The organism is Paenibacillus medicaginis, assembly GCF_042138635.1.
GTDB classification, from domain to species: domain Bacteria; phylum Bacillota; class Bacilli; order Paenibacillales; family Paenibacillaceae; genus Paenibacillus; species Paenibacillus medicaginis.
In genome coordinates this window covers 87831-113844 of the sequence record NZ_JBHIRY010000002.1, presented here as the reverse complement: position 1 = coordinate 113844, position 26014 = coordinate 87831, and the positions used below count along the sequence as shown (strand labels likewise).

Here is a 26014-nt window from a genome sequence, read left to right as displayed (position 1 = left end):
AGTACATAAGAGAACAGACCGCAGACCCGTACGAGTCCCGATCCATATTATGTACACCGTTCCTTAACCGCGAAGGGCTGATGCGAACCTGCAGGCAGGTCTTCTGGCTCCCGGATCGACGCCTGCCTTCCGTCTTCCCCAGCATGCTGAGTGACATGTATGGAAGGAGGCTTCCCGGTTACAGCGGCGCGACCGCTAAGGATTTTCACCCTATTCCCTTTTAATCCCGACCTTACGGCCAGGGCACCTGCGGGATTATTTCATTATAACGGACCCAAGTCCGAAAGACGAGCCCCAACGATCAAAGCATAGACAATCCCCGGTCCATGAACGCCTATAGTTAGGTCATTCTCGATGTCCGATGATCGGCTTGGACCTGAAATAAAGTGAATACCTGCCGGAAGCTGCTCCTGCCCCGCCCGGTCAAATTCCATCAGGATTTCACCCAGCCGTGTCTTCAGCCGCTCCACCGGAATAAGAATCATAAGTACGGTGGGAAGCAGGCTTACGGAGCGGCCCTTATGCGGTGCAGAAAGCACGGTTACCGAACCTGTATAAGCAGCAGCATAATCCGCCATAACAACACCGAAGTCCGCATCAGCCGCTTTGGCTTTCCAGGAATGCGCAGAATCCGAGTTCCAGACAGAAATGTCCGCGCCGGGAATGGCGGACTCCAGCTCAAGCACCGCCAGCTCCGGCTGGTCCTGTCTGAGAATGGCTCTTGCGCCCATTTCGGCTGCCTTGTCAGCGATGAAGGAGGCTGCGTCCTGCATCGTAGCTAGTCTGGCCACATGTCCGCCCACACTGCTGAAATTGGCGGCAAAGCGGTCGATTCGCTCCTGCTCGCTCCAGTCGAACGCCTGCCAGAACTCCGGCGCACCCCGCAGCGGATGAGGCGGCGGTTCAGTCAATCGTGGCCGCTTCAGCCTGGCAGCAATGCCGTTTATAAACTGCTCCTGCTTCGCGCGCGATTCGTCCTCCAGCCGATCCAGCCAAGCCTGATGCTTGCTATTCATGCCGCTCTCCCCTTTCCCGCTGACGCAAAACAGCTTCCATCCGCCTTTGCAGCGCCGGGTCCGGTTGCGGCAGCGCGCTTCGCACCTCGCGGTCCAGTTTCTCCCACCGCTGGCGGAAGCTCCGCTTCGCAAGGGACGGAGCAACCCGGTAGTTGTTCCAGCCTTTTAGAGGGCCTAGTTTCAGAGAAATCCCCCCGTCCCGGATGAAGGTTTTTTGTCCAAGCTGGCCCATCCTCACCGCTGCGCTGAACCGCTTCGAATTGGCGACCACGGCCGCAAAACCCTTCATGCCGATCGTTTCCAGCCTGTTTCCGTGTCCGCTCTCAACCTTGCGCCGCCGCAGATAGACAAGCATATCGTGCAGAGGGATTTTCACGGGACAGGCTTCATAACAGGCGCCACACAGGCTGGATGCGCTGGCGATGTCATTCCATTCGGCCACGTTGCCGTTCAGTGCCGGAGTCAGTACAGCTCCGATAGGTCCGCTGTAGGTTCCGCCGTAAGCATGGCCGCCGATGTGCCTGTATACCGGGCAGGCATTAAGGCAGGCGCCGCAGCGGATGCAGTTTAGCAGCTCCTGGAATTCCGGGTCGCCAAGCTGGTTGGAGCGTCCGTTATCCACAATGATGATATGCATCTCCTCCGGACCATCCGCATCCCCGGCCCGGCGCGGGCCTGTAATGCCCGACATGTACATCGTCAGCTTCTGGCCCGTTGCCGAACGCGGCAGCAGCGTCGCCATCACCTCCAGATCGGCCCAGGAAGGGATGATACGCTCCATGCCCATAAGGGTGATTTGTATTCTCGGCACAGTCGACACCATGCGCGCATTGCCTTCATTTTCAAACAACACCATCGATCCCGTCTCCGCAATCGCAAAGTTGCAGCCGGTCATGCCGATATCTGCCGCAAGAAATTTTTCCCGCAGCTTTCTGCGCACAAATCCCGCCAGCACGGTCGTGTCTGCCTCCAACTGCTCGCCCGCTTCCTTCGACAGCAGCTCGGCAATCTGATATCTGTTCTTATGAATGGCCGGAATGACGATATGAGAGGGCGCTTCGCCCGCAAGCTGAATGATGTATTCCCCCAGATCGGTCTCGATCGTTTCGATGCCAGCCTGCTCAAAAGCTTCGTTCAAATGCAGCTCCTCGGATACCATCGATTTCGATTTAACCGCGCTGTGGGCCTCGTTATGTGCCGCAATATCCAAGGATATCTTCACCGCATCAGCCGCCGTATCGGCAAAATGAATGTGCACCCCGTTCGCGCGGGCATTATCCACAAACAAGTTCAGATAATAATCCAGATGGGCAATCGTATGCAGCCGGATCTGGCGCCCGCGCTCCCGCCACTCCTCCCAGTTGCCGTGCTCCTCGGAGGCCATTTTTTTGCCGTTGCGCAGCCGTTCGGTGGTAAATTTCACCGCATTGCGCAAAAATTCATCCTTTAGAGCCTGACTGGCCCGATCCTTCACGTCAACGGCCATCGAATTACCTGCGCTCATGCTGTATCACTCCTTCATAAAGCAGTTCTGCCAGATGCATGACCCGGACAGGCTTGTTCCGGTAGCGTAAATTACCGGCAATATTCATCAGACAGGCCATATCCAGGCCGACCAGCACGGAGGCTTCCGTCTCCAGAATATGATCCGCCTTCTCTGTGACCATAGCCCCAGAAATATCCGGCATTTTCACAGCAAACGTGCCGCCGAAGCCGCAGCAGTCCTCCGCAAAAGGAAGCGGTACCAATTCAAGCCCCTGCACGCGGCCCAGCAGCTGCATCGGCTCATCTTTGACACCAAGCAGACGGCTACCGTGGCAGGAAGGGTGGTAGGTCACTTTATGGGGAAAAACCGCCCCCATCTCCGTCACACCCAGGACTTGCACGAGAAACTGCGTAAACTCATACGTTTTTTCTTCCAGACGCTGCGCCTTCTCCAGCCAGTACGGATCATCTTTGAACAGCTCCGGATAGTGATGAATCATGTAGGTGCATGACCCTGAAGGAGAGACGACGAAATCGCTGTCGTCGAACGCTTCCAGCAATGTTTTGGCGGCTGTGCGCGTCTCCTCCCAGTACCCGCTGTTGTAGGAAGGCTGTCCGCAGCATGTCTGCATCCTGGGGAACTCCAGCCGAATCCCGTACCTTGTCAGCAGGCGTACCATCGCTTCCCCGACCTGCGGGTATATGGCATCACTCAAACAAGTGATAAATAACGAAACCTTCATATAATCACACCTCTTTTGTGAATCCCCGAAATGGAGAAAAAGCCAAACCCGGACCGTTCCGGGCTTGGCTCAGACTGTATAGCTATACTATCGTCACGGGAATGGAAAGCTCGGCCAGCCCGGCCAGCACCTTGTCCTCGATTCCCCGGTCCGTAATCATGCTGTCGACCTGCTTCAGGTCCATCACATGAGTGAAGGCCTGCTGTCCGAATTTGCTGGTATCAGCCAGCAAAATGACCTGATCCGCAATCCCCACCATTTTCTGCTTCACCCTGGCCTGCAGCTCGTTGGATTCGCTTACCCCACGGGTGAGATGTACTCCTTTGCACGACAGAAACAGTTTATCCACATAATAAGCATCCAGGGAACGCTCGGCCAGAGGACCGACATAAGACAGGGAGCGCTTGGCGAGCAGGCCGCCGGTGGATAAGACATCAATCTTTTCCTTGCCGCTCAGTTCAGTCGCCACCCGAATCGAATTCGTCAGCACGGTCAGCGGGACGTCAGGCAGTTTGGCCGCCATATACCACGCCGTCGAGCTCGCATCAAGCAGGATGCGGTCATTCGGCTGAATCAGCTTCACCGCTTCCTCCGCAATACGCCGCTTCTCTTCCGCATGCATAATCTCACGCTCCGAGAAAGGAAGCTCCGGCTGCTCATCCTTCACACTGACCGCGCCCCCATGCGAACGCCGCAGCTTGCCCGCTTCCTCCAGCCGGTCCAGATCCCTGCGGATCGTTTCCTCCGTCACCTCGCACAGCGAGCTCAGCTCAGATACCCGTATACTTCCTCTTTCATTGACCAGCTGCACTATTTTTTCATATCGTTCTGCGACCAGCATGTTCCACTTCACTCCAAACCGTTAATCTGCAAGCCCTGCAATCTGCCGAAAACGGCCATATGCCTCTTCCCACGCCTCCCTGCCGGAAGGCTCATAAGTCACCACCGGGAAAGATTCACGAATCACCTTCCGTGCCTCCCAAATATCCGTGAAGACCCCCAGTGCGATCCATTGCACCGCCAAATTGCCGATGGCGCTTCCTTCCGCCGGACCGGCCCATACCGGTTTGCCGATGGAATCGGCCGTCCATTGACAGAGCAGCGTATTCTGAATGCCGCCACCCACCATATGAAGACCGTTAAAGCGCTGATTGGACAGCTTTTCCGTCAGCTCTAACACATAGCGGTATTTCAAAGCAAGGCTTTCAAAAATGCAGCGGGCCAGCTCACCCGGTCCGTCCGGCAGGCTTTGTCCTGTTGACCGGCAATATTGCCGGATGCGTGACCTCATATCACCTGCGTGCAAAAACAATTCATCATCAGGATCAATGAATGCGGCAAATGCAGGGGCTTGTTCTGCTAACTGGACTATTTCGGTAAAGGAGTAAGCAAGTCCTTCCCGCTCCCATTCTCTTTTTAGTTCCTGAATGATCCATAGGCCCATAATATTTTTCAATAAACGGAAGCTGCGCCCTACGCCACCTTCATTGGTAAAATTAAAGCGCAGCGTTTCTTCGTTAATTACGGGGCAGTCCACCTCCGTCCCCATCAGAGACCAGGTGCCACAACTGAGATAGGCAAATGAGCGCTCCAGCGCAGGCACGGCAGCAACGGCGGAAGCTGTATCATGCTCGGCGGCAGTGAGTACAGGAATGGCCTCAATACCGAGGTCTGTCATGACAGAGGAGCGGATTCTCCCCGCTTCCGTCCCGGGATCGGCCACCCGCCCGAACCAGGAGCCAGGTATTCCGATACGGTTGATAAGCTCCCAATCCCAGTCGCCTGACAGCGGATTATACAGCTGCGTGCTGGTGGCATTCGTAAACTCATTCAGCATTTCTCCGGTCAGGAAATAACGCAGCAGATCAGGGATCATGAGGAAACGGTCCGCCTCTCTCAATAGAGGTGACCCCGCCTGCTTCATCGCGGCTAACTGGTAAATCGTATTAAACGTAAGAAACTGGATACCCGTTCTTTCGAAAATATATTCTTTCGGGACCGACTGAAACAGGCTCTCCATAACCCCATGAGTGTGCCAGTCCCGGTAATGATAAGGATTGCCCAACAGCTCCCCGTCTCTGCCGATCAGCCCAAAATCGACCGCCCACGAGTCAATGGCAAGGCTTTGCGGCTGCACTCCCAGATGCTTCGTCTTCAGCAGCCCCTGCTTGATTTCATGATATAACCGTAAAATATCCCACTGCAGCCGTTCTCCGACTTTGACCGGGTCATTAGCAAAACGGTGAACCTCCTCCACCTCGATCCTTGAGCCGGTCAGGCGGCCGAGCAGCGCCCTGCCGCTGCTCGCCCCCAGGTCGTAGGCCAGAATGTTCACCAGCTTGCACCGCCTTTGCCTCTGCCCAGAATGTCGTTCGGATAGCTGCCCGAGAGGTAAGCCTTCATCGGATCAACCGGCAGTCCCTGTTCCTCGCGCACCGCCTGCAGCAGCGGGGTTACATCAAATTCAAACGCTTTGCGCACGGCATCCTCTGCGCCCAGCACATCCCCCCGGCCTGCCGCATCAGCCACCTCGTCATGATTGATCAGCAGCGCTTTGGCATACTGGGTCTGCACATTCAGCACGGAACGAATCATGGCCGGTATTTTCTGCTCGATATTATGGGATTGGTCGATCATATAGGCAATGCCATCCACCGTGCTCTGAATAGCCGCCTCCTCGTCACTTGCCGCGTTCAGGATCTGATAAAAGATCAGAAACAGCTCATAGGGATTCACCGAGCCGACAATCAGATCATCGTCCGCATACTTGTAGCTGTTGAAATGAAAGCCCCCCAACCGCTGTTCGTCAATCAGATAAGCGACGATATGCTCAATGTTGGCGCCCGGGAGATGATGCCCTGTGTCCACCAGCACCGCCGCCTGCGGCCCCAGCTTGACAGCATAATTGTAAGCCATGCCCCAGTCCGCAATATCTGTATGATAAAATGCCGGCTCAAACGCCTTATATTCGATCAGCATACGCATTTCGGGTGTAAGCGCTTTATACATTTCGCTGAGCGCTTCCAGCATCCAGCGCTTGCGGCGGCGGATATCGCCCTGTCCCGGATAGTTCGTACCATCCGCAAACCACAGGCTTAAATCCTGCGAGCCCGTTTCCTTGGCGATATCTACACACTCAAGCAAATGGCCGACCGCTTTGCGGCGGATCACCTCGTCACTATTAGTCACACTGCCCAGCATATAATCATCATCCTGAAACAGATTCGGGTTCACCGCCCCGATACGCAGACCAAGACTTTCCGCATGACTGCGCAGCTTGCCGTAATCCTCTACCTTATCCCACGGAATATGGATGGCTACCGAGGGGCATAACCCGGTAACCTTATGCACCTGCGCAGCATCCTCCAGCTTCTCGAACGGATTTCGCGGCACCCCTGTTTTTTGAAAAACCTTAAAGCGTGTGCCGGAATCCCCATACCCCCAGGAAGGGGTTTCAATCTTAAGCTCTTTCAACCGGTTCTTCACTTCTTCAAGACGGATACCTCGTGCCTGCTGCTGCTCTTCAAACAAGGCGTAAGCTTTGTCACTCATATTGAATCCTCCTGAACTTTCGTAATGTAACCAAATGCCCGACGGTATCAGTGTCTAAGCGCTGCCAACCGCCGGTAAAGCTACAACTCCATCTGGGCCCGCTCAGATTTCGCCTGAGCCGGCTCAGCGGGTAAACGCCGCCGGTACACCACCGTCGATGGTCAGCATACAGCCGGTTGTCTTCTCCGCCTTGGAAGAGGCAAAGAAGGCAATGCCCTCCGCGATGTCGCGCGGATAAATATTGACCAGCAGCGTTGTCCGTTTCCGGTAGTACTCTTCAAGCTGATCCGGCTCGATCCCGTAGGCTGCGGCCCGTTCATTGCGCCAATTGGAATTCCAGATTGCGGAGCCCTGCAGGATGGCATCAGGCAGAATCGTATTCACCCGAATTCCATACTGCCCGCCTTCCGCCGCAATACAGCGGGCCAGATGCGCCTCCAGCGCTTTGACGGAGCTATAGGCTGTTGCGTTTTTGCCTGCATAGACGGAGTTTTTGGAGCCTACGAACACCATGCTTCCACCCAGCGCCTGCTCCTTCATCAGCTTGAACGCTTCGCGTGCCACAAGGAAATAACCGGTGCCCAGCACGTTAATATTCAAGTTCCATTCCTTCAACGAAGTTTCATCAAACGGACTGGAGGTGGCCAGCCCCGCATTGTTGACGATAATATCCACCCCGCCATAAACCAGCGAGGTCGCTGCGTAGGCGGCTTGCACCTGCTCTTCATCTGTAACGTCCATTTTAACGCCAAAAGCTCTCATTTCGCCGTACTTGGCGTTAATTTCAGCCGCTATCTTCTCAGCCCCCTCCAGATTGAGGTCGGCCAGCACGACATGCGCTCCTTCCTCGACAAACCGGCGTGCGGTCTCACTGCCGATGCCTCCGGCTCCACCCGTAATAAAAGCAACCTTACGGGAAAATTCCGCCTCAGCAGGAGCCAGAGACAGCTTATACAGTTCCAGCGGCCAATATTCAACGTTGTATGACTCGTTTTCGCTTAAGGAAACAAAGCTTCCCAGAGCTGTTGCGCCGCGCATCACCGCGATGGCTCTGTGATACAAGGCACCGCTGACTTTGGAATTGGCCCAGCTCTTACCCGTGTTAATCATACCAAGACCCGGGATAAGGATTACGCGTGGAGCGGCCTCGAACATGACGTCACCTTCATTTTTGTTGCGTTCAAAATAAGCCTTATACTGCTCGTTATATGCCACAATGCCCTCAGCCAGCAGCTTTTTTAGTCCTTCGGCATCCCCGGCGTCCGGCGTCCAGTTGATAAATAGAGGCACCACCTTGGTATGCACAAGATGATCCGGGCAGGCCGCACCGACCTGGGAAAGCTCTGCCGCGTCCCGGCTGCATACAAACTGCAGCACATCCTCTTTATCATCGAAGGTAAGAATCATTTTTTTCTCATCACTGACCGCTCCACGGACGGACGGCATGATCTGCCCGGCAATGCTTTTACGCTCCTCAGCGGACAATACTGAGTGCTGCCTACCACCAAACAGCTTTTCCTCATCAATACGCGCTTCGATATAACTTTCCGCTTCATTGATGATCTCGATCGTCTTGGCGTAACACGCTTCCGAGGTATCTCCCCAGGTCACAAGTCCATGCTTTTCCATCAAAACCAGCTCAGCCTTCGGATGATCCAGCACACCCTGGGCAATCATTTTCGACAGTGTAAAACCTGGTCTTACATATGGCACCCATATAAACCGGTCCCCGAAAATTTCCTGGGCAATTTCACGTCCGTTATCTGCACAGCAGATGCTAATAATCGCGTCCGGGTGGGTATGATCCACATGCCTGAATGGTAAAAATGCATGCAGAAGTGTCTCAATCGAAGCGCGTGGGTGCTTGGCATCCACCATACAGTTAGCCAGATAAGCAACCATCTCCTCGTCAGACATTTCATCCCGCTTGAATAGAGGACGGATATCCTCCGTGCGCAAACCTGTAAAATTGCCGGCTTTCATGGTAGCCAAATCCGAACCGCTTCCCTTGACGTACATCACTTCCACTTCCCGGCCGCGAAAATCGTGGATGACTGTTTTGCTGGACGTATTGCCGCCACCCCAATTGCATACCCGGCGGTCCGCGCCAATCAGGTTGGAACGGTAAACCAGCTGCTCCAGCCCTTCCGGAATTTCGGATGCTTTAGATGAGTCCCATAAGCTCTGTACCATGATTATACCTCCGAATATCTTTTTTGTAATCGTTATCAATCATTTGATATGACTATATCATTTTTGTTTATTTTTGAAAATACGAAATAACAGAATAATTCAAAATATAAACAAAAAAAATCCGATCATACAAAATTACAAAAGATGTTATACTGAAATCGCTTGAGTTTATTATGATATTGAATGCTTCAGTTAAAGGAGAAAACATGATTATGAGCATTGAAACCGCTTCATCAGATCATTTCAAAATTGAGTGTAGGGATATTATTTTGTGTGAGTACAGAACAGAAGATCTTGCGGCATTATACGCTATCACTCAACAACCCGAGGTCTTGGATTATTTGCCCGACTGGAATGTGCCAAAAAAGCAAAGATTAGAATGGTTGATGGAATATGAAATTCCGGAGAATAAAGAGTTTCTTAAAACTGTTGCAGAAAATGGAGATATTAAAGAGCTGCGTCTGCGTTTAGGCATCCTGCTGAAGGAAACCGGTGAGTTTATCGGGTGGTGTTGTACCGGAATAAAAGATGAACTGCCCCCTCCCAATAGAGAAATCATGTTTGCCTTATCCAACCGGCATGTAAATAAGGGCTACACAACACAAGCACTTCGCGGCCTGACTCATTATTTATTTGGAAAAACCAGCGTTGATGTGCTTAATGCGGTGGCGGAAAAGAGAAACACAGGTTCAAACAGGGTTATTCAAAAAAACGGCTTTCATTATGTAGGAGAGGTGCAAATTGAAGATCACCTTTTAAATCATTACAAACTTACCCGGTCCGAGTGGGCGGCTTTTCAATCAAGTCTGTAAGAAAAATGTCTATCAGCATACTTTCACAGTAACCAGACCGCACCATCTTCTGGAAATAAAAAGCAAAGCTGTAAATGCCAATATCGGCAAAACAGCTTTGCTTCATATTATTTTTACTTAGTGAACAGCTTTTCTGCGTCATCCAGCGCCATGCGGTGACCGAGCGAAGAATAATCAAGCCATTTTTGTCCGTCAAGGATATAGACATGATTATTTTTGACCGCCTTGAGTGTGCCCCACACCGGGTTTTTCTCAAGCTCCTCAAATTTGGTTTTCGCTTCTTCGCCCTTGCTGATGATAACAAAAATGGCGTCTGCATCATAATCAGGCAGCACTTCCTGCGAAATCACCTGATAAGGCTCGTCCGTAATTTGTTTTACCCCTTCAGGAGGCGTCAATTTGAGATCCTCGTACAGGATCGGTCCGAGTGGGCGCTTCATGCCCATAACACGCAGTTCCTTCGCCGTCATGCGAATCGCCATCACCTTGGCGTCTGGCCCAAGCTCATTGCGGATCAGTTGGCCTGTCTCTTCTGCTTTCTTGTCATACTCCTCGATAAAAGCTTTCGCTTCTGCTTCCTTGCCTACAATCTTCGCAATCCGGTTCAGATGATCACGCCATGTGCCCGAATCCATATCAATGCTGATGGTAGGCGCAATTTTTTCATACTCCGCTAAATCCTTGCCCCCGAATTCTTCATCCACATAAATAACGTCAGGCTTTAGGGCAAGAACAGATTCCATGTCAGGGTCAGCCGCTACCCCCAGTTTCGCAGTCCCTTGCAGCCTGTCCGCCACATGCGGCAAAAAGTCCTTCACATCCCCACCCACGACCGAGCCTGCCGGCTTTATGCCTAATGCGAGCAAATTGTTCGTAATATGGATCGAAAGGGAGGCGATCACAGCGTCTGCGGAATGGGTTTCCGCTTTCGTTTCGGCAACGGCGTTTGAGCCTGCAGCGTCACCATTGCTGGAGTTTTGCAACTGCGCCGATTGGCCGCACGCAGACAGCATCAGGATTAAAGTCAGACCGAGAAAGGTTAGCAGCATTTTTTTCATGTCTTTGAGTTCCTCCGGTATTATGATTTGGTCCTAAGAAGTAAATATAAGAAATAAGGTCCGCCGATGGCGGCGACGACGACCCCGGCCGGAACGGCGTTCGGCGTAAAGATGGAACGTCCTACCGTATCGGCTGTGACCAGAATAACAAGCCCCGTCAGGGCGGAAGCAGGCAGGAAATGGGCATGCCGCGGTCCGGCGAGCCGTCTGGCAATATGGGGGGCAATCAGCCCGATAAAGCCGATGCTTCCCGTCATGGCCACACTGGCACAGGAAACGGCCACCGCCATCATCATCAGCACGATACGGCTCCGATTGACACGACTGCCTATGCCTGATGCCATTTCATCCCCCAGTGTGAACAGATCAAGCGTTCGCGACCGGGTGTAACAGAGCGGAACCAGGATTGCGACCCAGGGAAGCAGGGCCAATACATGAACCCAATCTCTTCCCCATACGCTGCCTGCCAGCCAACGAGCGGTGAAGGAATAGGTATCCTCGTCCAGTCTTAACGACAGGAACAGGGTGACGGCGCTGATGCCGGCCTCGATGGCTATACCTACGAGGAGCATGCGTACCGGGATCAGTCCCTTGAAGCGATCATAGGCCAGCAGTACGATTACCATGGCGGTCAGCATGCCGGCCGCAAAGGTGAAGATCGGAATGAGCAGAGCGGCTGGGCCCTCCATCGTCCTGAAGAAGGAAACAAACACAATCAGGCCGAATGCGGCTCCCGCATTGAGTCCCAGGATCCCCGGGTCTGCCAGCGAGTTGCGCGAGATCCCCTGCAGCACTGCTCCAGCCGTGCCCAGACCGATCCCGGCCAGCATCGTAACGAGAATGCGTGGCAGCCTGTACTCGAACAGAACCAGCTGATCTGTCTCTGTCCCTCCGCCAAACAGCACATGAAATACTTCCATTGGAGCAATCCGGATCGTGCCCGTATTCAAGCTGATGATGATGACCATCAAAGCAACCAGCAGGAGGATGAGACACACGACCATCGCCCTTAAGGTTCTTCTTTTTTCCACATGTCTCATCTACAGCTCCCTCCTTTCCTGCCGGGCCAGATACAGGAAGAAAGGAACGCCGACCACGGCAATCATGGCGCCAATGGCAAATTCTCGCGGCGGATTGACCATTCGTGACGCAAAATCGGCCCAGATGAGCAGAATCGCCCCCCATAAGCCTGACATCGGCACCAGCAGCCGATAATCTACACCAACAAACCGGCGCACCATATGAGGCACGACCAGCCCAATGAAGCTGATGGAGCCTACGACAGATACAGAAGCCCCTGCCAGCACAACGACCGCCGCCAAGGCCATGAACCTCACCCTGCCGGTTTTGACGCCCAAATTGGCAGCTGTCTCCTCACCCAGCGACAAGAAGTTGACCTGCCTGCTGATCACACAGGAAAACAGCAAAGTTACAGCAACTAGCGGGACAAGTATGCGGAGATGCTCCCATCTGACACCGGCGACTCCTCCTGCATACCAGAAGGCCAAATCCTGGCTCAGATCAAAGTAGATCGCAATACCGGTGCTTAAGGAATGCAGCATTGCAGCGACGACAGAACCGGCAATCGTCAGCCTCAGAGACGTAAGTCCGCCCTTCGTTGATAAAGCGAGCAGCATAATAAACAGCGTGCTGAGCGCCGCGCCTACAAAGGATATGCCCATCAGCAAGGAGTAAGATATGCCCGGAACCACTGCAAAGCTGATCGCAACGGCACAGGCTGCACCTGCATTTATCCCCAGTACCCCCGTGTCTGCCAGCGGATTCCGTGTCACTCCCTGCATCAGCGCACCGGCAGTGGCAAAGGCCGCACCCGTGACTGCAGCCCCAAGGACGCGCGGAAGCCGCAGATCATGAATAACGGTATGAAGAGTTATCGACGGATCATAAAAAAAGACAGCCGACCACACCGCAGCCAAATCCGCTTCCTTGGCTCCGAATGACACGGCGGCCAGTATGGTTACAGCCAATACTGCGAAGGAGAGTAAAAACCATAAGAGGGTTATGTACATTTTGCTTCGGATCATTATGTGTTTAAGCCAGCCCTCCTACGTTAATATTGATAATCATTATCATTTAACGATTATAAATATTACACCATATTAAGCAACTTAACAATCTTTTTTTGCAAATGAAAGCAGGCAGCAATTTTAAATTTTAATATTTTAGGCATATGCCTATAAACTATTAGGAGCAAGCCGACGAAAAATAGAGTATAAGGAGGTTTCAAATTTTATGAATGATGAAATTAAACAAGCCTTGGAGCAACCGCAAGCTGTCATCGTCAAACTGCTTGACGGAAGCATCCTGTTGGGGTGGCCCAAGCTTCTGCCGGACGCCTCCGCCTTCAATCTGTATGATGATAAAAGCGTGCATACCGTTTCCGTAAGAGATGTCGAGAAAGTCACAAGAGTGATTGTCTAGAGGCGTTCCGGGAATGTCCGTTAATGCAGAAGCCACCGAATCAGCCCGATAAGGGCCCACCAAAGCACCAGGCTAATGCATATCCCCCAGAACACACCTTTAAACAGCTTCATGTCACCAGACAACCTTTCCTAAGCTTTCCGTTATTATAACATGCATCCTTCCCTTAAATGTCATTAGTCCATAACAATGAATAAGCATCAATATACAAGGTTAAAAGCCCTGGCGCATACACCATGGGCTTTTACTTTTACCTGAACTTTCAGTAAAGCTATTATCTTTATTTAGCCGCGTTTACTTTTACAGCAGCAGTCACATACTTCCCGCCGTAGGAAGCTTTGACCGTGGAGCTTCCTTTGGCAACGGCTTTAACAACACCGCTGCTTACCGTAGCAGCACCCGTTTTGCTGGATACCCATGTGGCCGCATCGGTTACATTTTTGCTGGCTCCATTATCATATTTCGCCGTCAGCGTTAGCACTTGGCTCGCTCCTGGAGTGAGATTCACTTTCTTACTGCTGATCACCAGCTTCTCCAGCTTGGTGGACACGGTAACCTGAATCTGCACGCTCTTATCCTGGTAAGTCCCATTCAAGGTGGCAGTTCCAAAGCCAACAGCCTTGATAGTGGAGCCTTTTATAGTCACTACCGCTGCATTGGATGTCGTCCACTTCATGCTTTGGGTCAGGTTGGCTGATGAGCCATCTGTAAATACGCCGGTCACCTTAATGCCTTTGCTTTTTTTCAGATTCAGCTCCACATTGGCCGCACTGGGCGAAAGGCTCTGAATGACAGGCTCTACTTTTACGGAGGCCTTCACGTATTTCCCCATATACATCGCCTTGACCGTTGCCGTTCCCTTGCTGACCGCTTTGATCTTGCCATTTTGAACGGTTACTCTTGCGTTGGAAGCGACCCACGATACTTCATCGCTAATATCCTTGGAGGTCCCGTTCGCAAGCTGGGCCTTGACGGTTGGCAGAGAAGTTTCCTGACCAGCAGTCAATGTATATTTGGCTTGTGAAACCGTAAGCTTGGCTACTTTATATTGTGCGGTCACAGGAATTTGCACCTGCTTCCCGCCAGCGGAAGCGATCAGATTTGTTGTCCCCGGGGCAACTGCGACAAGCTTGCCGTTCTCCAGCTTGGCTACAGATGTGTTGCCGACTGACCAGGTAACGTCAGAGGTCACACTCCGTTTGGAGCCGTCCGCAAAATAAGCGGAGACGCTTGGAAGGGACGTTTTGCTTCCCATGGTGACAGGTAAGCTCGTTTTGCTGGCCACAAGACGGTCAATGGTCGGAAGCACGGTTACCTTAACGCTTTTGCTGTATCCGTTATAGGACACCTTCACCGTTGACTTGCCGGCTGCTTTGGGGGTGATAACCCCCTCATTTACCGACAATACAAGCGGGTCGGAGCTGCTCCACGCCGCCTTATCCGTTACATCCGTCTTCGTTCCGGCAATCGATACGTCCGTCGCCTTCAATTTTTGCGAAGCTCCGCCCAGGAACATGGACAGGCTCCCGGTTTCGTTTAATAAAAGCGCCTGTGACGAAGAACGCACGTACACTGTCATCCGGGTGCTGAGCCCCTCTGCACGAGCAGCTATGTATGCCACACCTTTGGCTACAGGTTTCACCAGACCGTTCTCCACCGTTGCCACCGATGTATCGGATGAACTCCAGCTTACTTTCGAAGGGGTCTCCGTCTTGCCTGATGAAAGCACGCCCGTCACCTTTAATTGTTCCCCTTGACCGCCAGTCAGCAGATCGATTTGACCGGACGGCTCCAAGGTCAGCTTCGTATACCGGGCCTTGACTTTTACGTTTTGCGCTAGAGTTTTACTGTTCCAGTAAACCGTGATTCTGGCCGTTCCTTCGGAGAGCGGTGTAACCAGTCCATTCTCCACTTTGGCAACCCCATTATTGCTAGTCGTCCATTCGGCCTCAGCGGTAACATCCGTCTTGTTAGCCGAACTGTCGATTGCCGCTACCTTTAGCTGGACCGCCTCTTGCCCCGCAATCCATTCCTGTGGCGCCTGACTGCTCCACTCCAATGTCGCCGAACCCGTTTCCGCCGCGCGGATGACACCCGCCGGATAAACGGTCAGAAACAACAGCAATGCAGCGAGTAAATAGGCATATCTCCTGCCTACAGCTTCCATGCACTTCTCCCCTTTTCACCTTTAGTTTAATTAGGGTAAAAATCCCAAACTATATTATCGGAAAGAACCATGCTTTTCTGAAGACTTTTTAAGAAATCAGGTTCAAATTACCATGAAAATTCGTAAATGTGCATGTTCTCAATAACCACGTAAAGAGCGTACAACAAATAAGTAGTCATTTTTGCTTAATTTGCGGCCGTCAGCCATTACAGCAAAATCCCGGTCATGACTCCGAACGCTCGAATTATAGGCAATAAGCCGTTCTCCCTGCCAAACCGTGACGGCGGATTGAAAATATACGGCATTATCAAACTGCAGCATGTCTGACATGATGTAGCCTACGGAATGCAGCTTTGTACGAGAACGTTTTTTGCTGTCTGTATGTAAAGGTTGAATGACATTGATCTTGTTAAAAGGAATCGACTGCATACCGGGACCAAGGATCAGGCTTTTGTCCGCATAATTCATTCGTTCCACGGTTCCGCTCACCTGTATTATTCCTTCATCCTCATAATGTACAATGACCTGACGTCCAATCCATTGTCGCATGCCGTCACCTCCGGTTGTCAGCGATTCGGTATGGCCCAATCAATCGGCTGCATACCGTGTTCTGTCAAAAACGCATTTGTGCGTGAAAAAGGTCTGCTTCCAAAAAAGCCTCGATGTGCGGCAAAAGGGCTGGGATGGCTGGATTCAATCACCAGATGCTTTTTCTTGTCGATAAACGCGCCTTTCTTCTGCGCATGGCTTCCCCACAGAATAAAAAAAACGGGCTGCGTCCGATGATTAAGCGTCTCAATAACCGCATCCGTAAACTGCTCCCATCCGATTCCCTGATGGGACTGGGGCTGGCTGCGCCGTACTGTTAGCACGTTGTTCAGCATCAGCACCCCTTCCTCCGCCCAATGCACCAAGTAACCGTGATTGGGAACAGGCACTCCGAGATCGCTGTGCAGCTCTTTATAAATATTTTGCAAAGATGGCGGCACTCTTACTCCCGGCCGGACAGAAAAACTCAATCCGTGGGCCTGTCCAGGCCCGTGGTAGGGGTCCTGCCCGAGAATAACGGCTTTTGTTCCGCTGTATGAAGTCAGCTTGAGCGCCGAGAACAGATCCTCCTTGGGCGGATAGACCTCGTACTGTTTATATTCCCTCGCAAGCTTGTATCTTAAATCATTGAAATAAGATTCCTCTACTTCATCCTTAAGCACTTCATCCCAATCATTGCCAAACACTTGTTTTCCCTCCCAGATGAAAAAATCTTCTAGCTCTCCAAAGATGAAAATAGGCCGGCTCCTTGGATCCGGAGCCAGCCTATTTCTGTTATTACTGTGTTATGCCGAGGACCGGGCTCGAACCGGTACGGTAGTCACCTACCGCAGGATTTTAAGTCCTGTGCGTCTGCCAATTCCGCCACCCCGGCTTAAAAATACAGCGACATTTTGCTTATGTGCCTTTTATGGTCACCAATATATAATACGACAATTGAGAGGATATGGCAAGAACTTTTTTTGAAATTTATCTGTTGTGCGTATTCTTCAAAATTTGAAAATCACCATAATCCAGCCGATAATCGAAATCCAGAGCACTACGCTGATAAGTGTTCCCCAAAGAATGCCGGTCGCAAATCTGCCCTCTCCATGAGGGCGCGCCTGCTTCAGCTTTGCCAACAGCTTCAGTTCGTTCCAATTCATTTAGAACCCCTCCTTATATTCTATGTCGACATTTAAGGGGTAATTATGTAGAGCCAAAGTCATATTTGAAAAATTATGTTCTTGGCACAAGCATCACGGCGACTCCTATAAGGCATATTACGGCCCCCCACAGATCGTAAGCATCCGGAGCCTTTTTATCAACCAGCCACGCCCAGCATACTGACAGCACGATGAATACTCCGCCATATGCCGCATATACTCTTCCAAAAGAAGAAAACACCTGAAACGTGGCAACGATGCCGTAGAGAACGAGAGCGATCCCTCCGGCCAATCCTAAATACCATGCCCGGCCTTCGCGCAGCCACTGCCAGATCAGGTACCCCCCGCCGATTTCAGCAATCCCGGCCAGCAGAAATATAAAGACAGCTTTTAACATATGTCCCCTCCTTTGAAAACAAGTGTAACGCAAAAAAGGGGGACATGTACACCGGTCAAAAAAACATGGGACTTCTTTTACGGGTTTTACATTTTCCAAAAAGAATCGCTTGACGAAATAACGGGCAATGTTGTATATTAATCAATGTCGCTGTTTACTTAGCTTTGTAGTCGGTAAGTCATATTCAGGGCCCTTAGCTCAGTTGGTTAGAGCGGTCGGCTCATAACCGATTGGTCGGGGGTTCGAGTCCCTCAGGGCCCATAAAAAGAAGAACCTCTGCATATGCAGAGGTTCTTCTTTTTATGGTATCAGGCTGTTAGGTTGAAAATTCCCAGTGCACCTGTTCATTGCAAAATTGCTTCAGAATGACAGATCTTTCCTGTAACTCCTCAACCGTATCGCCTACATATACTATCGCTCCGATAACATCTGTAGAATGCGCCGCGCTTTCGTACCATGCCCCTGTTTCAGCAACCCTGATATATTGTTTCACCCATTCAAAAGGAAAGGCTTCCAACTGCTTCACTAATTTCCCCTGATACTTCGGAACATAAAGCACGGCAGACAACGTTGCAGGCTTATGATGTTTCACTACGGTCTCTACACCACATTCCAGTTTCACAAAAGCTTCCTTGATGTCTATCCCATGAGAATAATAAATGCTTTCGGAAATCCAGCCGCCGGGTGGTCTGCTGGCAATTTCACAAAATGTAATTTCGTCCCCTCTGACAAACAATTCACAGTGAAAAGCAAGCACCTCCGGTGTCGGCAATGCGTCAAGCACACGCTGGGTAAAATCTAAAGTTCGCAGGAAACAGGGGTCTTGCTCCGGAACGGTCATCACAAGATAATCCGGCTCCGATTCCTGATAAAAGAGACAGCCGTTTGAATATTTATTCACGGAAGAGAAGACAATGCTTCCTTCCAATGCGATCCCGTTTACACTGTACATTTCCCCATCGACAAATGCTTCGACCATATACCCGCTCAAATCCGTATCTTCGTAATCAGCCTTCAGACTAAGGAGGTCCTGCTCGGTTTGGACCACAACCGTTCTCATGCCTCCAAATCCGTCAACTGGCTTGAATACAAAAGGAAACCCTGCTTTCCGGGTGAAATCTATGACATCTGTATAGGAATGTACTGCTGCAAATTGAGGGCAGGTTATTCCCTGGTCTGAAACCAGCGTTTTCATCTGCACTTTGTTGCGGAATGCAAAAGCACTCTCAACATTTTGCCCTGAGATGCCCAGCCGTTCCCTTAATTGAGCTGCCCGCAGAATATCCTCCTCTGCCATAGCAATAATTTTTCGAATATCGTTATCAACCAAGCATTCTTCAACCTCGTCCAAAATGCTGGAAGATAAATCATTGGATACTTGCTTCGCAATCGTATAATGTGCTTTCTCTTCCGGATGAAGATGGGCTGAGAGCAGACATATATCCTCATCCACCGTAGACAACCATTTGTAATAGTCAGAGCTTCTTTTGGATTTGTGTAATATTAGAATTGCGATAGAACTCATCCTTTCTAATACCTGCCAGTAAAATAAATGGACACCCCCATCATTCCACTATAAACTCAAGCTGCTGTTCTATGAGCTCCAGCCGGCTTCTGGCAGCAGATTCCGTATCGCCCACGACAACCAATGTCCCGATACTATCAAAGTTGGATTCCGGTACTTTAACTTGTTGACCTATTTTGCTTACCTTAAAATGCTTCACATCCATCTGTTCCAGGATCGGCTGGTGTTGCTTTATTGAGCGCAGTGTACCGTTGACGGTCGAATAAAGTATTTTGGCAGCAGCCACTTTGGAGTGAACTGGCTGAAGCTCAGGCGGCTTTCCCATATGAATTTTGATAATTTCTTTAACAAAATCAATTCCTGTTGCGTAATAAATAAGATCATGCACAGGCCCTCCACCCATGCGCGGGTTTACTTCAATGATCAAGGGACCTTTGGCCGTCAGTACGATTTCAGTATGAGCAGCGCCAAAATCAATTCCCAGCACCTGCAGGCAACGGAGCACCAGTTGGATGGAGGAATCCTGGTGCTGACCAACAATCGGAAAAACACCCGCGCTCTCGATAAAACCCGGAAACCCGATAAGCTGCCGGTCTGTTATGCCAAGTACATGGGTTGCTCCATTGCAGGTTAGTGTTTCCACACTGAAAAGCTCCCCTTCAATGTATTGCTCAATAAGCAGCCTTTCACTGCCGTATAAACCCTTCCCCAAGTGCCTATTTTCCATGTAATCAGCATATGCTCTTTCCAGCTCTTGCGGATTATGAACACATTTGACCCCTAAGCTGCTGGCACCATCTACCGGTTTAATGATACACGGATACCCTATTTTTTCAGCCGCCTCTAAAGCCTGCTGCAGGTTGGCCGCATTATAAAACGATGGCGAAGGAATTCCGTGCTGCTTGCATAACTCCCGTGTAATCCACTTATTTCTGGCCCTTTTGGTTGCCTCAGGGTCCATCGTTGGCACCCCGATTGCTTTTGCTGCGGCTGTAGCCGGGATAACATAGAGGTCACTGAATGACAGAACCGCATCCAAATGCTGGCGTGCATGATATTGCCGTACAAATTCCACGACCTTCTGCTCATCATAAGTCTCAACCGTGAACACATCATCAACCATTGCCAGTTTTTCTTTCTGATAAAATTCCGGGGTTGTCGTCAGCAAGGTCACTTTCCAGTTCTGTTGTTTACAGAATTCAATGCCAGGCAAGTATTCACGGCTTTCTACAAACAATATATGCTTCATCTTTGCACCTCTCTATTGCCCGCAATCGTATGTGTTTCAGAGTAGAGCGGTATGGCTTCAATAACTCTGCGTTCGGTATCGTAGATCATACATCCATTTTTAAACGTGCCCTTCGATACGGTAGGCCCATGCAACCATAACAAACGATCTGGCAGCTGTACCTCTTCAAAGCCATAGTCCTTACATTGATTCTGTGTAAACAAACGCATGCCTTCAAAATGATCATTTCCTGAAAAGCTGTATAAACATTGATGATTGATCATAAATTCCCAATGTTCTTGCAGGTCGGACGGAAAAAGAACCTCATGCGTGGCAGATCCGGTGATATCCGGGAAGGCATAGTGAGTTAACATAATATTGTAAGCACCGCAATTCATCACGACATATTCCGGTAGTGACATTAAGTAATCTTTATTTTGGGACGTCAGTAAAGAAGGCAATTCGTTGTCTTCATAAAGGTATACCTTGCCTGAAGCCAGCTGCTTGCGTGTATGGAAGTCCATTCCGTACCAATCTGCTGGATAGTTAAAAAAAGAGCGCTGATGCGGAATTTTGTGAACAGCATACAAATCGTGATTGCCGATGACACAAAAAGTACAATTTTCTTTGATGATACGAACCACTTCGTTTGCGTCTCGTGAGTCCAGATAAGGGTAATAGGGTACGGAGAAACCGACAAGATCGCCGAGGCAGACAATATCATTCACATTTTTCTTTTCGAAAATAGTCAAGACTTCTTTCAAGCGGATCAAATCTTCATGGATATCGGATAATATACCAATAATCATGCTTGTTCTCCTTTGACCAGATAAAAAAATAAATGCTCCCCTGACTCGGTTAATGAACCATATTCCTCCAGCTCATACGCCTGCGCAAATTTTTTTATACATGCCGGGCTGTAATGATTCTGCTTCATTAAGTAACTCAGTCCGCGAAGATACGCACGAAGTATTCTGCCTCTCGTGTTAGACGCATTCGGTTTAATGCCCTCCCGCACCAGATGAAGTACAACAGCCAATGCATCAGATAGTTTGCACGTGTTTTCAAGATGAAAAGGAATAATCGTGCTGATCAAGGACGCTTCAATAGGATGACGAAGGCTGAATTTTCGTGCAAGCAAGGTGCTGATCCCAAAAGCGGTTTCGACCCCGCCTGCTTCATGCCCCTGAATATGTTCGATAACGATAAGGTTCCCTATATCCTCAAACCGGTCTCCATCTTGCTGTCTCAGCGCAAAATTGATGTTTCTCCCTGTCCATTGCTCATGACCGTAACGATGACGGTAATAAGTTCGCGGAAAAGCATCCAATTCAATAACCGGACGATCTTCAAGCTGCCGCCAAAAGTGTAGCAGATCCTCGTCCACGGCAGATGCCCGTATCATTATATCCTGACTCGCGATTTCAAGTTCGTTATGCAGAAACTCCCACACCTCGCGGCAGACGTCGTTTAATCTGTTCACTGGAGACAATGTACCGATGCTTTGAAAATAGGAAGCCCACTTCGGGAATTCCCCATCTTTCATAAGAATTCGGGAATTATGTGTACGAATACACCTTTGGACCAAATAAAAACCTCTGTCAGGAATCTCCCCGGCAAAAAGATAAGGCTTGAGTACACTAATGGTTGACCCTATCAAGTATACACTTGGATCCATTTTTGAATTGATTGAAACAGGGGCATGCTTGACGAAACCCTTGGATTCATAATAGCTGTTAAAACGGTCTATAATGTTCTGATGATTCATTCTGATATGCTGCGCACTAAATTTGCCGCTATCCATAAGGAATGATGTCATAGACTAAAGTCCCTCCAGATTTGCGATTCGGCCGGTTCCGTGCTGCCTTGATATTTCCCGTCATACAGAACGATCTCCCCCTGAGGCTTCCAAAAGGTAACCTGACCTATCAACATCCCTTTGTAGATACGAATAGGCTGTGTCGCATGAAGCTGCAAGGTCCAGTGATTGATGGAGCCAATATCGATCAAGTCGGCTGTGATATGAACAAAAAGCCCTAATCTGCCCGTAGAGGATCTGCCGCTTATAATCGGCACAAAGTGATTGCTCCCCATTTTTTCCAACGTATACCCCAAATAGAGCCTGTCCGGATGTAATACCAGCCCGTCGTCAGGGATAGAGAGAATTTCGACCTCTTGCTTCACCTTGGGGTCCAGTACATTGTTTTTGTACACTTTAACATAATCGCCTAATCGAAAATTGATGGAATTTGGATTTAATGAGCTCTCATCAAAGGGCTCGATAACAATTTTATGATTTAATACATTTTCTTTAATCTTCTGTCCTGTTAAAATCATATCTCTCTCCTGCTTGGTCGGCTATTTTTGAACCATTTCATTAAAAAATTCACTAACATGGGGGGAGTTAAAATTTTGATATTTACCGAGGTAGCTCTCAGAATTTTCACCTTCTATATTCCAAAAACTGACCTGGCCGATTTTCATGTCAGGATACACTTTAACCGGCTGAACGCACTTCAATTCCAGCGTCCAACAGTGCTTGGAACCGATATGCCCCAAGGAAGCGGTAATTTGCAGAAAAAGTCCGAGTCTGCCAACAGAGGAACGGCCAATTAATTGGGTAACATAATGATCACTTCCGATTTCCTCCACGGTGGAACCAAGATATAGTCTTTTGGGCATTAATACATAACCGTCCGCATTCAATGAAATCTCGTTGTAGCTTACTTTACGCGCGGGGTCAATCACATCATCCGTAATCTCCAGCAGTTTGGGCCCAAGTCTGTAATTATAGCTGTTTGGATTGATATGCTCCTGTATAAATGGCCTGATATGGATTCTATTATTTAGAACTTGCCGTTCAATCTCCGTGCCAGTCAAAATCAATAGACTCACCTTCATCATTTATAAATTTGATCAGCTTGATCGACATCCTTCGTTGTTATCTCCGAATACCAATCAGGACGTATTCCGAGCCAAAATACTCATTCGGATCTGTTGCTCCCGGAGCATTGGGCATTAACGGTGGATGCTCAGAGATGTACAGCTTATCAATGATAAAAAAAGGCTCCAACAGGGCTGCAGCATTTGCGGCACTGAGAAAAGTATGAATCAATCCTTTTTCAGGTCCTTCAGCCGGGATATAAGTCACATCCTCTAACACCTCTGTGCCTTTTTTCCAATCGGAAGCACGCTCTGAAGAGAAGGTTACAAAAAAGAGTCCGCCCTTTTTCGTCGTTCGTGCCACCTCGTACACAACTTTTTTCATATCTTGCAAGGTTCCATGATTAATGACTGCTCTCGAAATCGTAATGTCAAACTCGCCATTTTCATAGGGCAAATCGGTCATTGGACATAAATTCAAGCGTGCGTTCATTTTTCTGCGTTCAAGCTCGGATTTCGTGAAGTTAATTGCATTTGTGGACAAATCACTGCCTGTCAAATCAAACCCGTACTCGGCAAAATAATAAAGGTGGCGTCCACCACCACACCCCAGATCATGCAATTTGTTTCCTTGCAGATTCGTTCTGTTTCTGAACTGTCTGCTGGGGCTGTCCAGATATGTATGATAAAAATCAACGATTTCCTCAGCAGGGTTCATTAAAATCCACTGAGGAGATTCAAAAAGGTTATGCCAACTGTTTTTTTCGCTAATATCTGCCGTATCATTGTTGTAGGAAATATTGCCGTTCAACTCTTCTTCCGTCCACATATGATTTTGTTTTAACAAAAAAATGGCCTCCTTCTAGCGATGCATAATTTTTTCTTTACAATGTAAATTTAACGTTGTTTTATGTAAAAAATCTTGGCGTATTTACAATATAATGTATCATATCCGTTTGTTCATATAGGCCAAAAGACTCATATTCCCAATATATTCAATACTACCCTCTAAATTGGTGAATAAAAAAGACGAAGCCATTTGGTCATAGCCCCGTCAAATAGATCATTATTCATAGGATAAATTTTACACCATAACGCCCTTTTTTGGACTGATACACTTCCACTGCTCTTGGATCATGATAGCCGTAAATCCAACCGTCCTCCTCAAGCCGTTTGGCAAGGCATCCCGCCTGAAACTTGGTTGTATACAATTTGCCGAAATACACCCACCTCATGTCTCTCCCTCTTTCCAGGTCAGTTTCGTGCTTTAGTGTGCCCCTTTCTTGTGCAATTAGTACATGGCAATCCGCAGGCAGCACAAATAGCCCGGCGGCTGCCGGGCTGAGATCATGCTTTCATTGGCCGAAGGAAGCGGGATCCTGTCTCCAGGAACGAAGTAGCTCAAGCTCGCTTTCCTGAATCGCTCCCTCGCGAAGGGCGACGTCCATAAGAGATGAATAGTTGGACAGGCTCTCCAGCTTGACGCCCGCTTCGGCAAAGGCCTGGGTTGCCTTGTCGAGCTGGTAGCTGAAAATGGCCAGCACGGCCAGCGTCGCTGCACCTGCCTGCTCCACGGCTTTCGCTGCCTTAATGGAGCTGCCTCCGGTGGAGATCAGGTCCTCAATGACGATGACCTTTTGTCCTTCCTTGATCAGCCCTTCAATCTGATTCTCCTTGCCGTGTCCCTTCGCTTTATCACGCACGTAAGCCATGGGAAGATTCAGCTTTTGCGCTACCCATGCGGCATGCGGAATACCGGCCGTGGCTGTCCCGGCAATAACTTCTACATCCGGATAACGTTCACGGATTACTACGGCGAACGCGTTCGCAATGAGTTCACGCACCTCCGGGTAGCTCATGGTTAGCCGGTTGTCGCAATAAATCGGTGATTTGATGCCCGATGTCCAGGTGAAAGGCTGCTGCGGCCGCAGAGCCACCGCCTTGATGCGCAGCAGATGTGCTGCGATTTGTTCAGGTATTTGTGCCAATGATATCGTCATGCCTTCATCATCTCCTCAATAATTTGCTCGGCGGCCGTTCGCGGGTCCGCTGCCCCCGTAATCGGGCGTCCTACTACAATGTAGCTGCTGCCGCCTGCAATAGCTTGTCCTGGCGTCAAAATGCGCGCCTGATCCCCGACAGAGCTGCCGGCCGGACGAATTCCCGGCGTGACTGTCCGGAAATCCGGTCCGCAGGCAGCCCCGATGGCCTGCACTTCAAGCGGAGAAGCGACGACTCCGTGCAGCCCCGCTTCCTGTGCAAGCCGCGCATACCTTACAACCGTCTCCTCTACAGAACCCGCGATGCCGATTTCCTCATTCATCGTGCGCTGATCCGTGCTCGTCAATTGGGTCACGGCAATGATCGTCGGCAGTGTCAGGGCAGAATTCCCTTCCACAGCCGCCTGCGCACCTTCCCGGGCTGCGCACATCATCGCGGTGCCGCCGGCTGCGTGAACGTTGAACATATCGACACCAAGCCGCGTGATGCTGCCGGCTCCACCGCGCACCGTGTTTGGAATATCGTGCATTTTCAGGTCAAGGAAGACGGAATAGCCCTTATCCTTCAGCTCACGCACAAAATCAGGACCAGCCGCATAAAAAAGCTGCATGCCCACCTTCATATAGCAGGGTATGCCCTGCAGGCTTTTCACCAGCTTGCGCGCCTTGTCCGCATCCGGAAAATCCAATGCAACCATCAGGCGTCCAGCCATATTCTGCGGTAACATCATCACTATCTCACATCTCCCGTCCGTGATAAAGGACATCCTTCAGCCTTGTGCTGTCAGATGTCCTTTCCAAAATTTTAGATGATGCTGC

At 50.0% G+C, this 26014-nt stretch carries 27 protein-coding genes, 2 tRNA genes and 1 riboswitch; of the genes, 3 read left to right on the top strand and 26 right to left on the bottom strand.

The window, feature by feature from the left end; translation table 11 throughout:
- Positions 1 to 76 precede the first annotated feature (76 nt).
- Positions 77 to 266, bottom strand: a riboswitch (cobalamin riboswitch).
- The 7 genes from ACE5LO_RS03070 to ACE5LO_RS03040 all read right to left on the bottom strand — a co-directional run bounded on the left by ACE5LO_RS03070 (position 264) and on the right by ACE5LO_RS03040 (position 8989).
- A complete protein-coding gene (locus ACE5LO_RS03070) occupies positions 264 to 1016 on the bottom strand; it encodes a LutC/YkgG family protein (RefSeq protein ID WP_375518603.1) in 753 nt (250 codons plus the stop codon). It overlaps the preceding riboswitch by 3 nt.
- A complete protein-coding gene (locus ACE5LO_RS03065) occupies positions 1009 to 2520 on the bottom strand; it encodes a LutB/LldF family L-lactate oxidation iron-sulfur protein (RefSeq protein WP_375518602.1) in 1512 nt (503 codons plus the stop codon). The genes ACE5LO_RS03070 and ACE5LO_RS03065 overlap by 8 nt, the downstream gene beginning before the upstream one ends.
- Positions 2507 to 3244, bottom strand: a complete 738-nt coding sequence (locus ACE5LO_RS03060) for a (Fe-S)-binding protein (protein WP_375518601.1) — start codon at positions 3242 to 3244, stop codon at positions 2507 to 2509. The genes ACE5LO_RS03065 and ACE5LO_RS03060 overlap by 14 nt, the downstream gene beginning before the upstream one ends.
- Positions 3245 to 3326: 82 nt before the next feature.
- Positions 3327 to 4085: a DeoR/GlpR family DNA-binding transcription regulator gene (locus ACE5LO_RS03055; protein ID WP_375518600.1), complete on the bottom strand. Its 759-nt coding sequence runs from the start codon at positions 4083 to 4085 to the stop codon at positions 3327 to 3329.
- A gap of 21 nt (positions 4086 to 4106) precedes the next feature.
- Complete coding sequence (locus ACE5LO_RS03050; RefSeq protein WP_375518599.1) at positions 4107 to 5579, bottom strand: rhamnulokinase; 1473 nt, start codon at positions 5577 to 5579, stop codon at positions 4107 to 4109.
- Positions 5576 to 6796 (bottom strand): L-rhamnose isomerase, encoded by a 1221-nt coding sequence (gene rhaI, locus ACE5LO_RS03045; protein WP_375518598.1) that lies wholly within the window; start codon positions 6794 to 6796, stop codon positions 5576 to 5578. The genes ACE5LO_RS03050 and rhaI overlap by 4 nt, the downstream gene beginning before the upstream one ends.
- A gap of 123 nt (positions 6797 to 6919) precedes the next feature.
- A complete protein-coding gene (locus tag ACE5LO_RS03040; RefSeq protein WP_375518597.1) occupies positions 6920 to 8989 on the bottom strand; it encodes a bifunctional aldolase/short-chain dehydrogenase in 2070 nt (689 codons plus the stop codon).
- A gap of 212 nt (positions 8990 to 9201) precedes the next feature.
- Here ACE5LO_RS03040 and ACE5LO_RS03035 point away from each other — a divergent pair, with 212 nt between their 5' ends.
- Complete coding sequence (locus tag ACE5LO_RS03035; protein WP_375518596.1) at positions 9202 to 9801, top strand: GNAT family N-acetyltransferase; 600 nt, start codon at positions 9202 to 9204, stop codon at positions 9799 to 9801.
- 113 nt (positions 9802 to 9914) lie between these two features.
- Here ACE5LO_RS03035 and ACE5LO_RS03030 read toward each other — a convergent pair whose 3' ends face one another.
- The 3 genes from ACE5LO_RS03030 to ACE5LO_RS03020 are packed head-to-tail and all read right to left on the bottom strand — an operon-like array spanning position 9915 to position 12904.
- On the bottom strand, positions 9915 to 10859 hold the full coding sequence (locus tag ACE5LO_RS03030; protein ID WP_375518595.1) for an ABC transporter substrate-binding protein: 945 nt from the start codon (positions 10857 to 10859) through the stop codon (positions 9915 to 9917).
- Positions 10860 to 10879: 20 nt separating this feature from the next.
- The gene (locus ACE5LO_RS03025; protein ID WP_375518594.1) at positions 10880 to 11899 is read right to left on the bottom strand and encodes a FecCD family ABC transporter permease; all 1020 of its coding nucleotides are present in this window, start codon (positions 11897 to 11899) and stop codon (positions 10880 to 10882) included.
- A complete protein-coding gene (locus tag ACE5LO_RS03020) occupies positions 11900 to 12904 on the bottom strand; it encodes a FecCD family ABC transporter permease (protein WP_375518593.1) in 1005 nt (334 codons plus the stop codon).
- A 208-nt stretch (positions 12905 to 13112) separates the two neighbouring features.
- On the opposite strand from ACE5LO_RS03020, the gene ACE5LO_RS03015 reads away from it, so the two are divergent.
- Positions 13113 to 13301: a hypothetical protein gene (locus tag ACE5LO_RS03015; RefSeq protein WP_375518592.1), complete on the top strand. Its 189-nt coding sequence runs from the start codon at positions 13113 to 13115 to the stop codon at positions 13299 to 13301.
- A 280-nt stretch (positions 13302 to 13581) separates the two neighbouring features.
- On the opposite strand, the gene ACE5LO_RS03010 is transcribed toward ACE5LO_RS03015, so the two are convergent.
- From ACE5LO_RS03010 to ACE5LO_RS02985, 6 genes are all read right to left on the bottom strand, one after another.
- Complete coding sequence (locus tag ACE5LO_RS03010; protein WP_375518591.1) at positions 13582 to 15468, bottom strand: Ig-like domain-containing protein; 1887 nt, start codon at positions 15466 to 15468, stop codon at positions 13582 to 13584.
- A 138-nt stretch (positions 15469 to 15606) separates the two neighbouring features.
- Entirely contained in the window at positions 15607 to 16017 is a 411-nt protein-coding gene (locus ACE5LO_RS03005; RefSeq protein ID WP_375518590.1) for a hypothetical protein, read from the bottom strand.
- Positions 16018 to 16034: 17 nt separating this feature from the next.
- Complete coding sequence (locus ACE5LO_RS03000) at positions 16035 to 16703, bottom strand: uracil-DNA glycosylase (RefSeq protein WP_375518589.1); 669 nt, start codon at positions 16701 to 16703, stop codon at positions 16035 to 16037.
- A gap of 102 nt (positions 16704 to 16805) precedes the next feature.
- Positions 16806 to 16891: transfer RNA gene (locus ACE5LO_RS02995), tRNA-Leu, on the bottom strand.
- Between the two features lie 115 nt (positions 16892 to 17006).
- A complete protein-coding gene (locus ACE5LO_RS02990) occupies positions 17007 to 17162 on the bottom strand; it encodes a hypothetical protein (RefSeq protein WP_375518588.1) in 156 nt (51 codons plus the stop codon).
- A gap of 73 nt (positions 17163 to 17235) precedes the next feature.
- Positions 17236 to 17559: a YnfA family protein gene (locus ACE5LO_RS02985; RefSeq protein WP_375353842.1), complete on the bottom strand. Its 324-nt coding sequence runs from the start codon at positions 17557 to 17559 to the stop codon at positions 17236 to 17238.
- A 187-nt stretch (positions 17560 to 17746) separates the two neighbouring features.
- Here ACE5LO_RS02985 and ACE5LO_RS02980 point away from each other — a divergent pair.
- Positions 17747 to 17820: transfer RNA gene (locus tag ACE5LO_RS02980), tRNA-Ile, on the top strand.
- Between the two features lie 55 nt (positions 17821 to 17875).
- Here the strand turns inward: ACE5LO_RS02980 and ACE5LO_RS02975 are convergent.
- From ACE5LO_RS02975 to pyrF, 10 genes are all read right to left on the bottom strand, one after another.
- Entirely contained in the window at positions 17876 to 19084 is a 1209-nt protein-coding gene (locus ACE5LO_RS02975) for an ATP-grasp domain-containing protein (protein ID WP_375518587.1), read from the bottom strand.
- Positions 19085 to 19124: 40 nt separating this feature from the next.
- Positions 19125 to 20333 (bottom strand): ATP-grasp domain-containing protein, encoded by a 1209-nt coding sequence (locus tag ACE5LO_RS02970; protein ID WP_375518586.1) that lies wholly within the window; start codon positions 20331 to 20333, stop codon positions 19125 to 19127.
- On the bottom strand, positions 20330 to 21121 hold the full coding sequence (locus ACE5LO_RS02965) for a metallophosphoesterase family protein (protein WP_375518585.1): 792 nt from the start codon (positions 21119 to 21121) through the stop codon (positions 20330 to 20332). Before ACE5LO_RS02965 ends, ACE5LO_RS02970 begins: the two co-directional genes overlap by 4 nt.
- Positions 21118 to 22131: a hypothetical protein gene (locus ACE5LO_RS02960; protein WP_375518584.1), complete on the bottom strand. Its 1014-nt coding sequence runs from the start codon at positions 22129 to 22131 to the stop codon at positions 21118 to 21120. The genes ACE5LO_RS02965 and ACE5LO_RS02960 overlap by 4 nt, the downstream gene beginning before the upstream one ends.
- Complete coding sequence (dcd, locus tag ACE5LO_RS02955) at positions 22128 to 22649, bottom strand: dCTP deaminase (protein ID WP_375353835.1); 522 nt, start codon at positions 22647 to 22649, stop codon at positions 22128 to 22130. Before dcd ends, ACE5LO_RS02960 begins: the two co-directional genes overlap by 4 nt.
- Before the next feature lie 21 nt (positions 22650 to 22670).
- Entirely contained in the window at positions 22671 to 23213 is a 543-nt protein-coding gene (locus ACE5LO_RS02950) for a dCTP deaminase (RefSeq protein ID WP_375518781.1), read from the bottom strand.
- 40 nt (positions 23214 to 23253) lie between these two features.
- Positions 23254 to 24042 (bottom strand): class I SAM-dependent methyltransferase, encoded by a 789-nt coding sequence (locus ACE5LO_RS02945; protein WP_375518583.1) that lies wholly within the window; start codon positions 24040 to 24042, stop codon positions 23254 to 23256.
- Positions 24043 to 24265: 223 nt separating this feature from the next.
- Entirely contained in the window at positions 24266 to 24430 is a 165-nt protein-coding gene (locus ACE5LO_RS02940) for a hypothetical protein (protein ID WP_375353833.1), read from the bottom strand.
- Positions 24431 to 24550: 120 nt separating this feature from the next.
- Complete coding sequence (gene pyrE / locus ACE5LO_RS02935; RefSeq protein WP_375518582.1) at positions 24551 to 25195, bottom strand: orotate phosphoribosyltransferase; 645 nt, start codon at positions 25193 to 25195, stop codon at positions 24551 to 24553.
- Positions 25192 to 25926: an orotidine-5'-phosphate decarboxylase gene (gene pyrF, locus ACE5LO_RS02930; RefSeq protein ID WP_375518780.1), complete on the bottom strand. Its 735-nt coding sequence runs from the start codon at positions 25924 to 25926 to the stop codon at positions 25192 to 25194. Before pyrF ends, pyrE begins: the two co-directional genes overlap by 4 nt.
- Positions 25927 to 26014 lie beyond the last annotated feature (88 nt).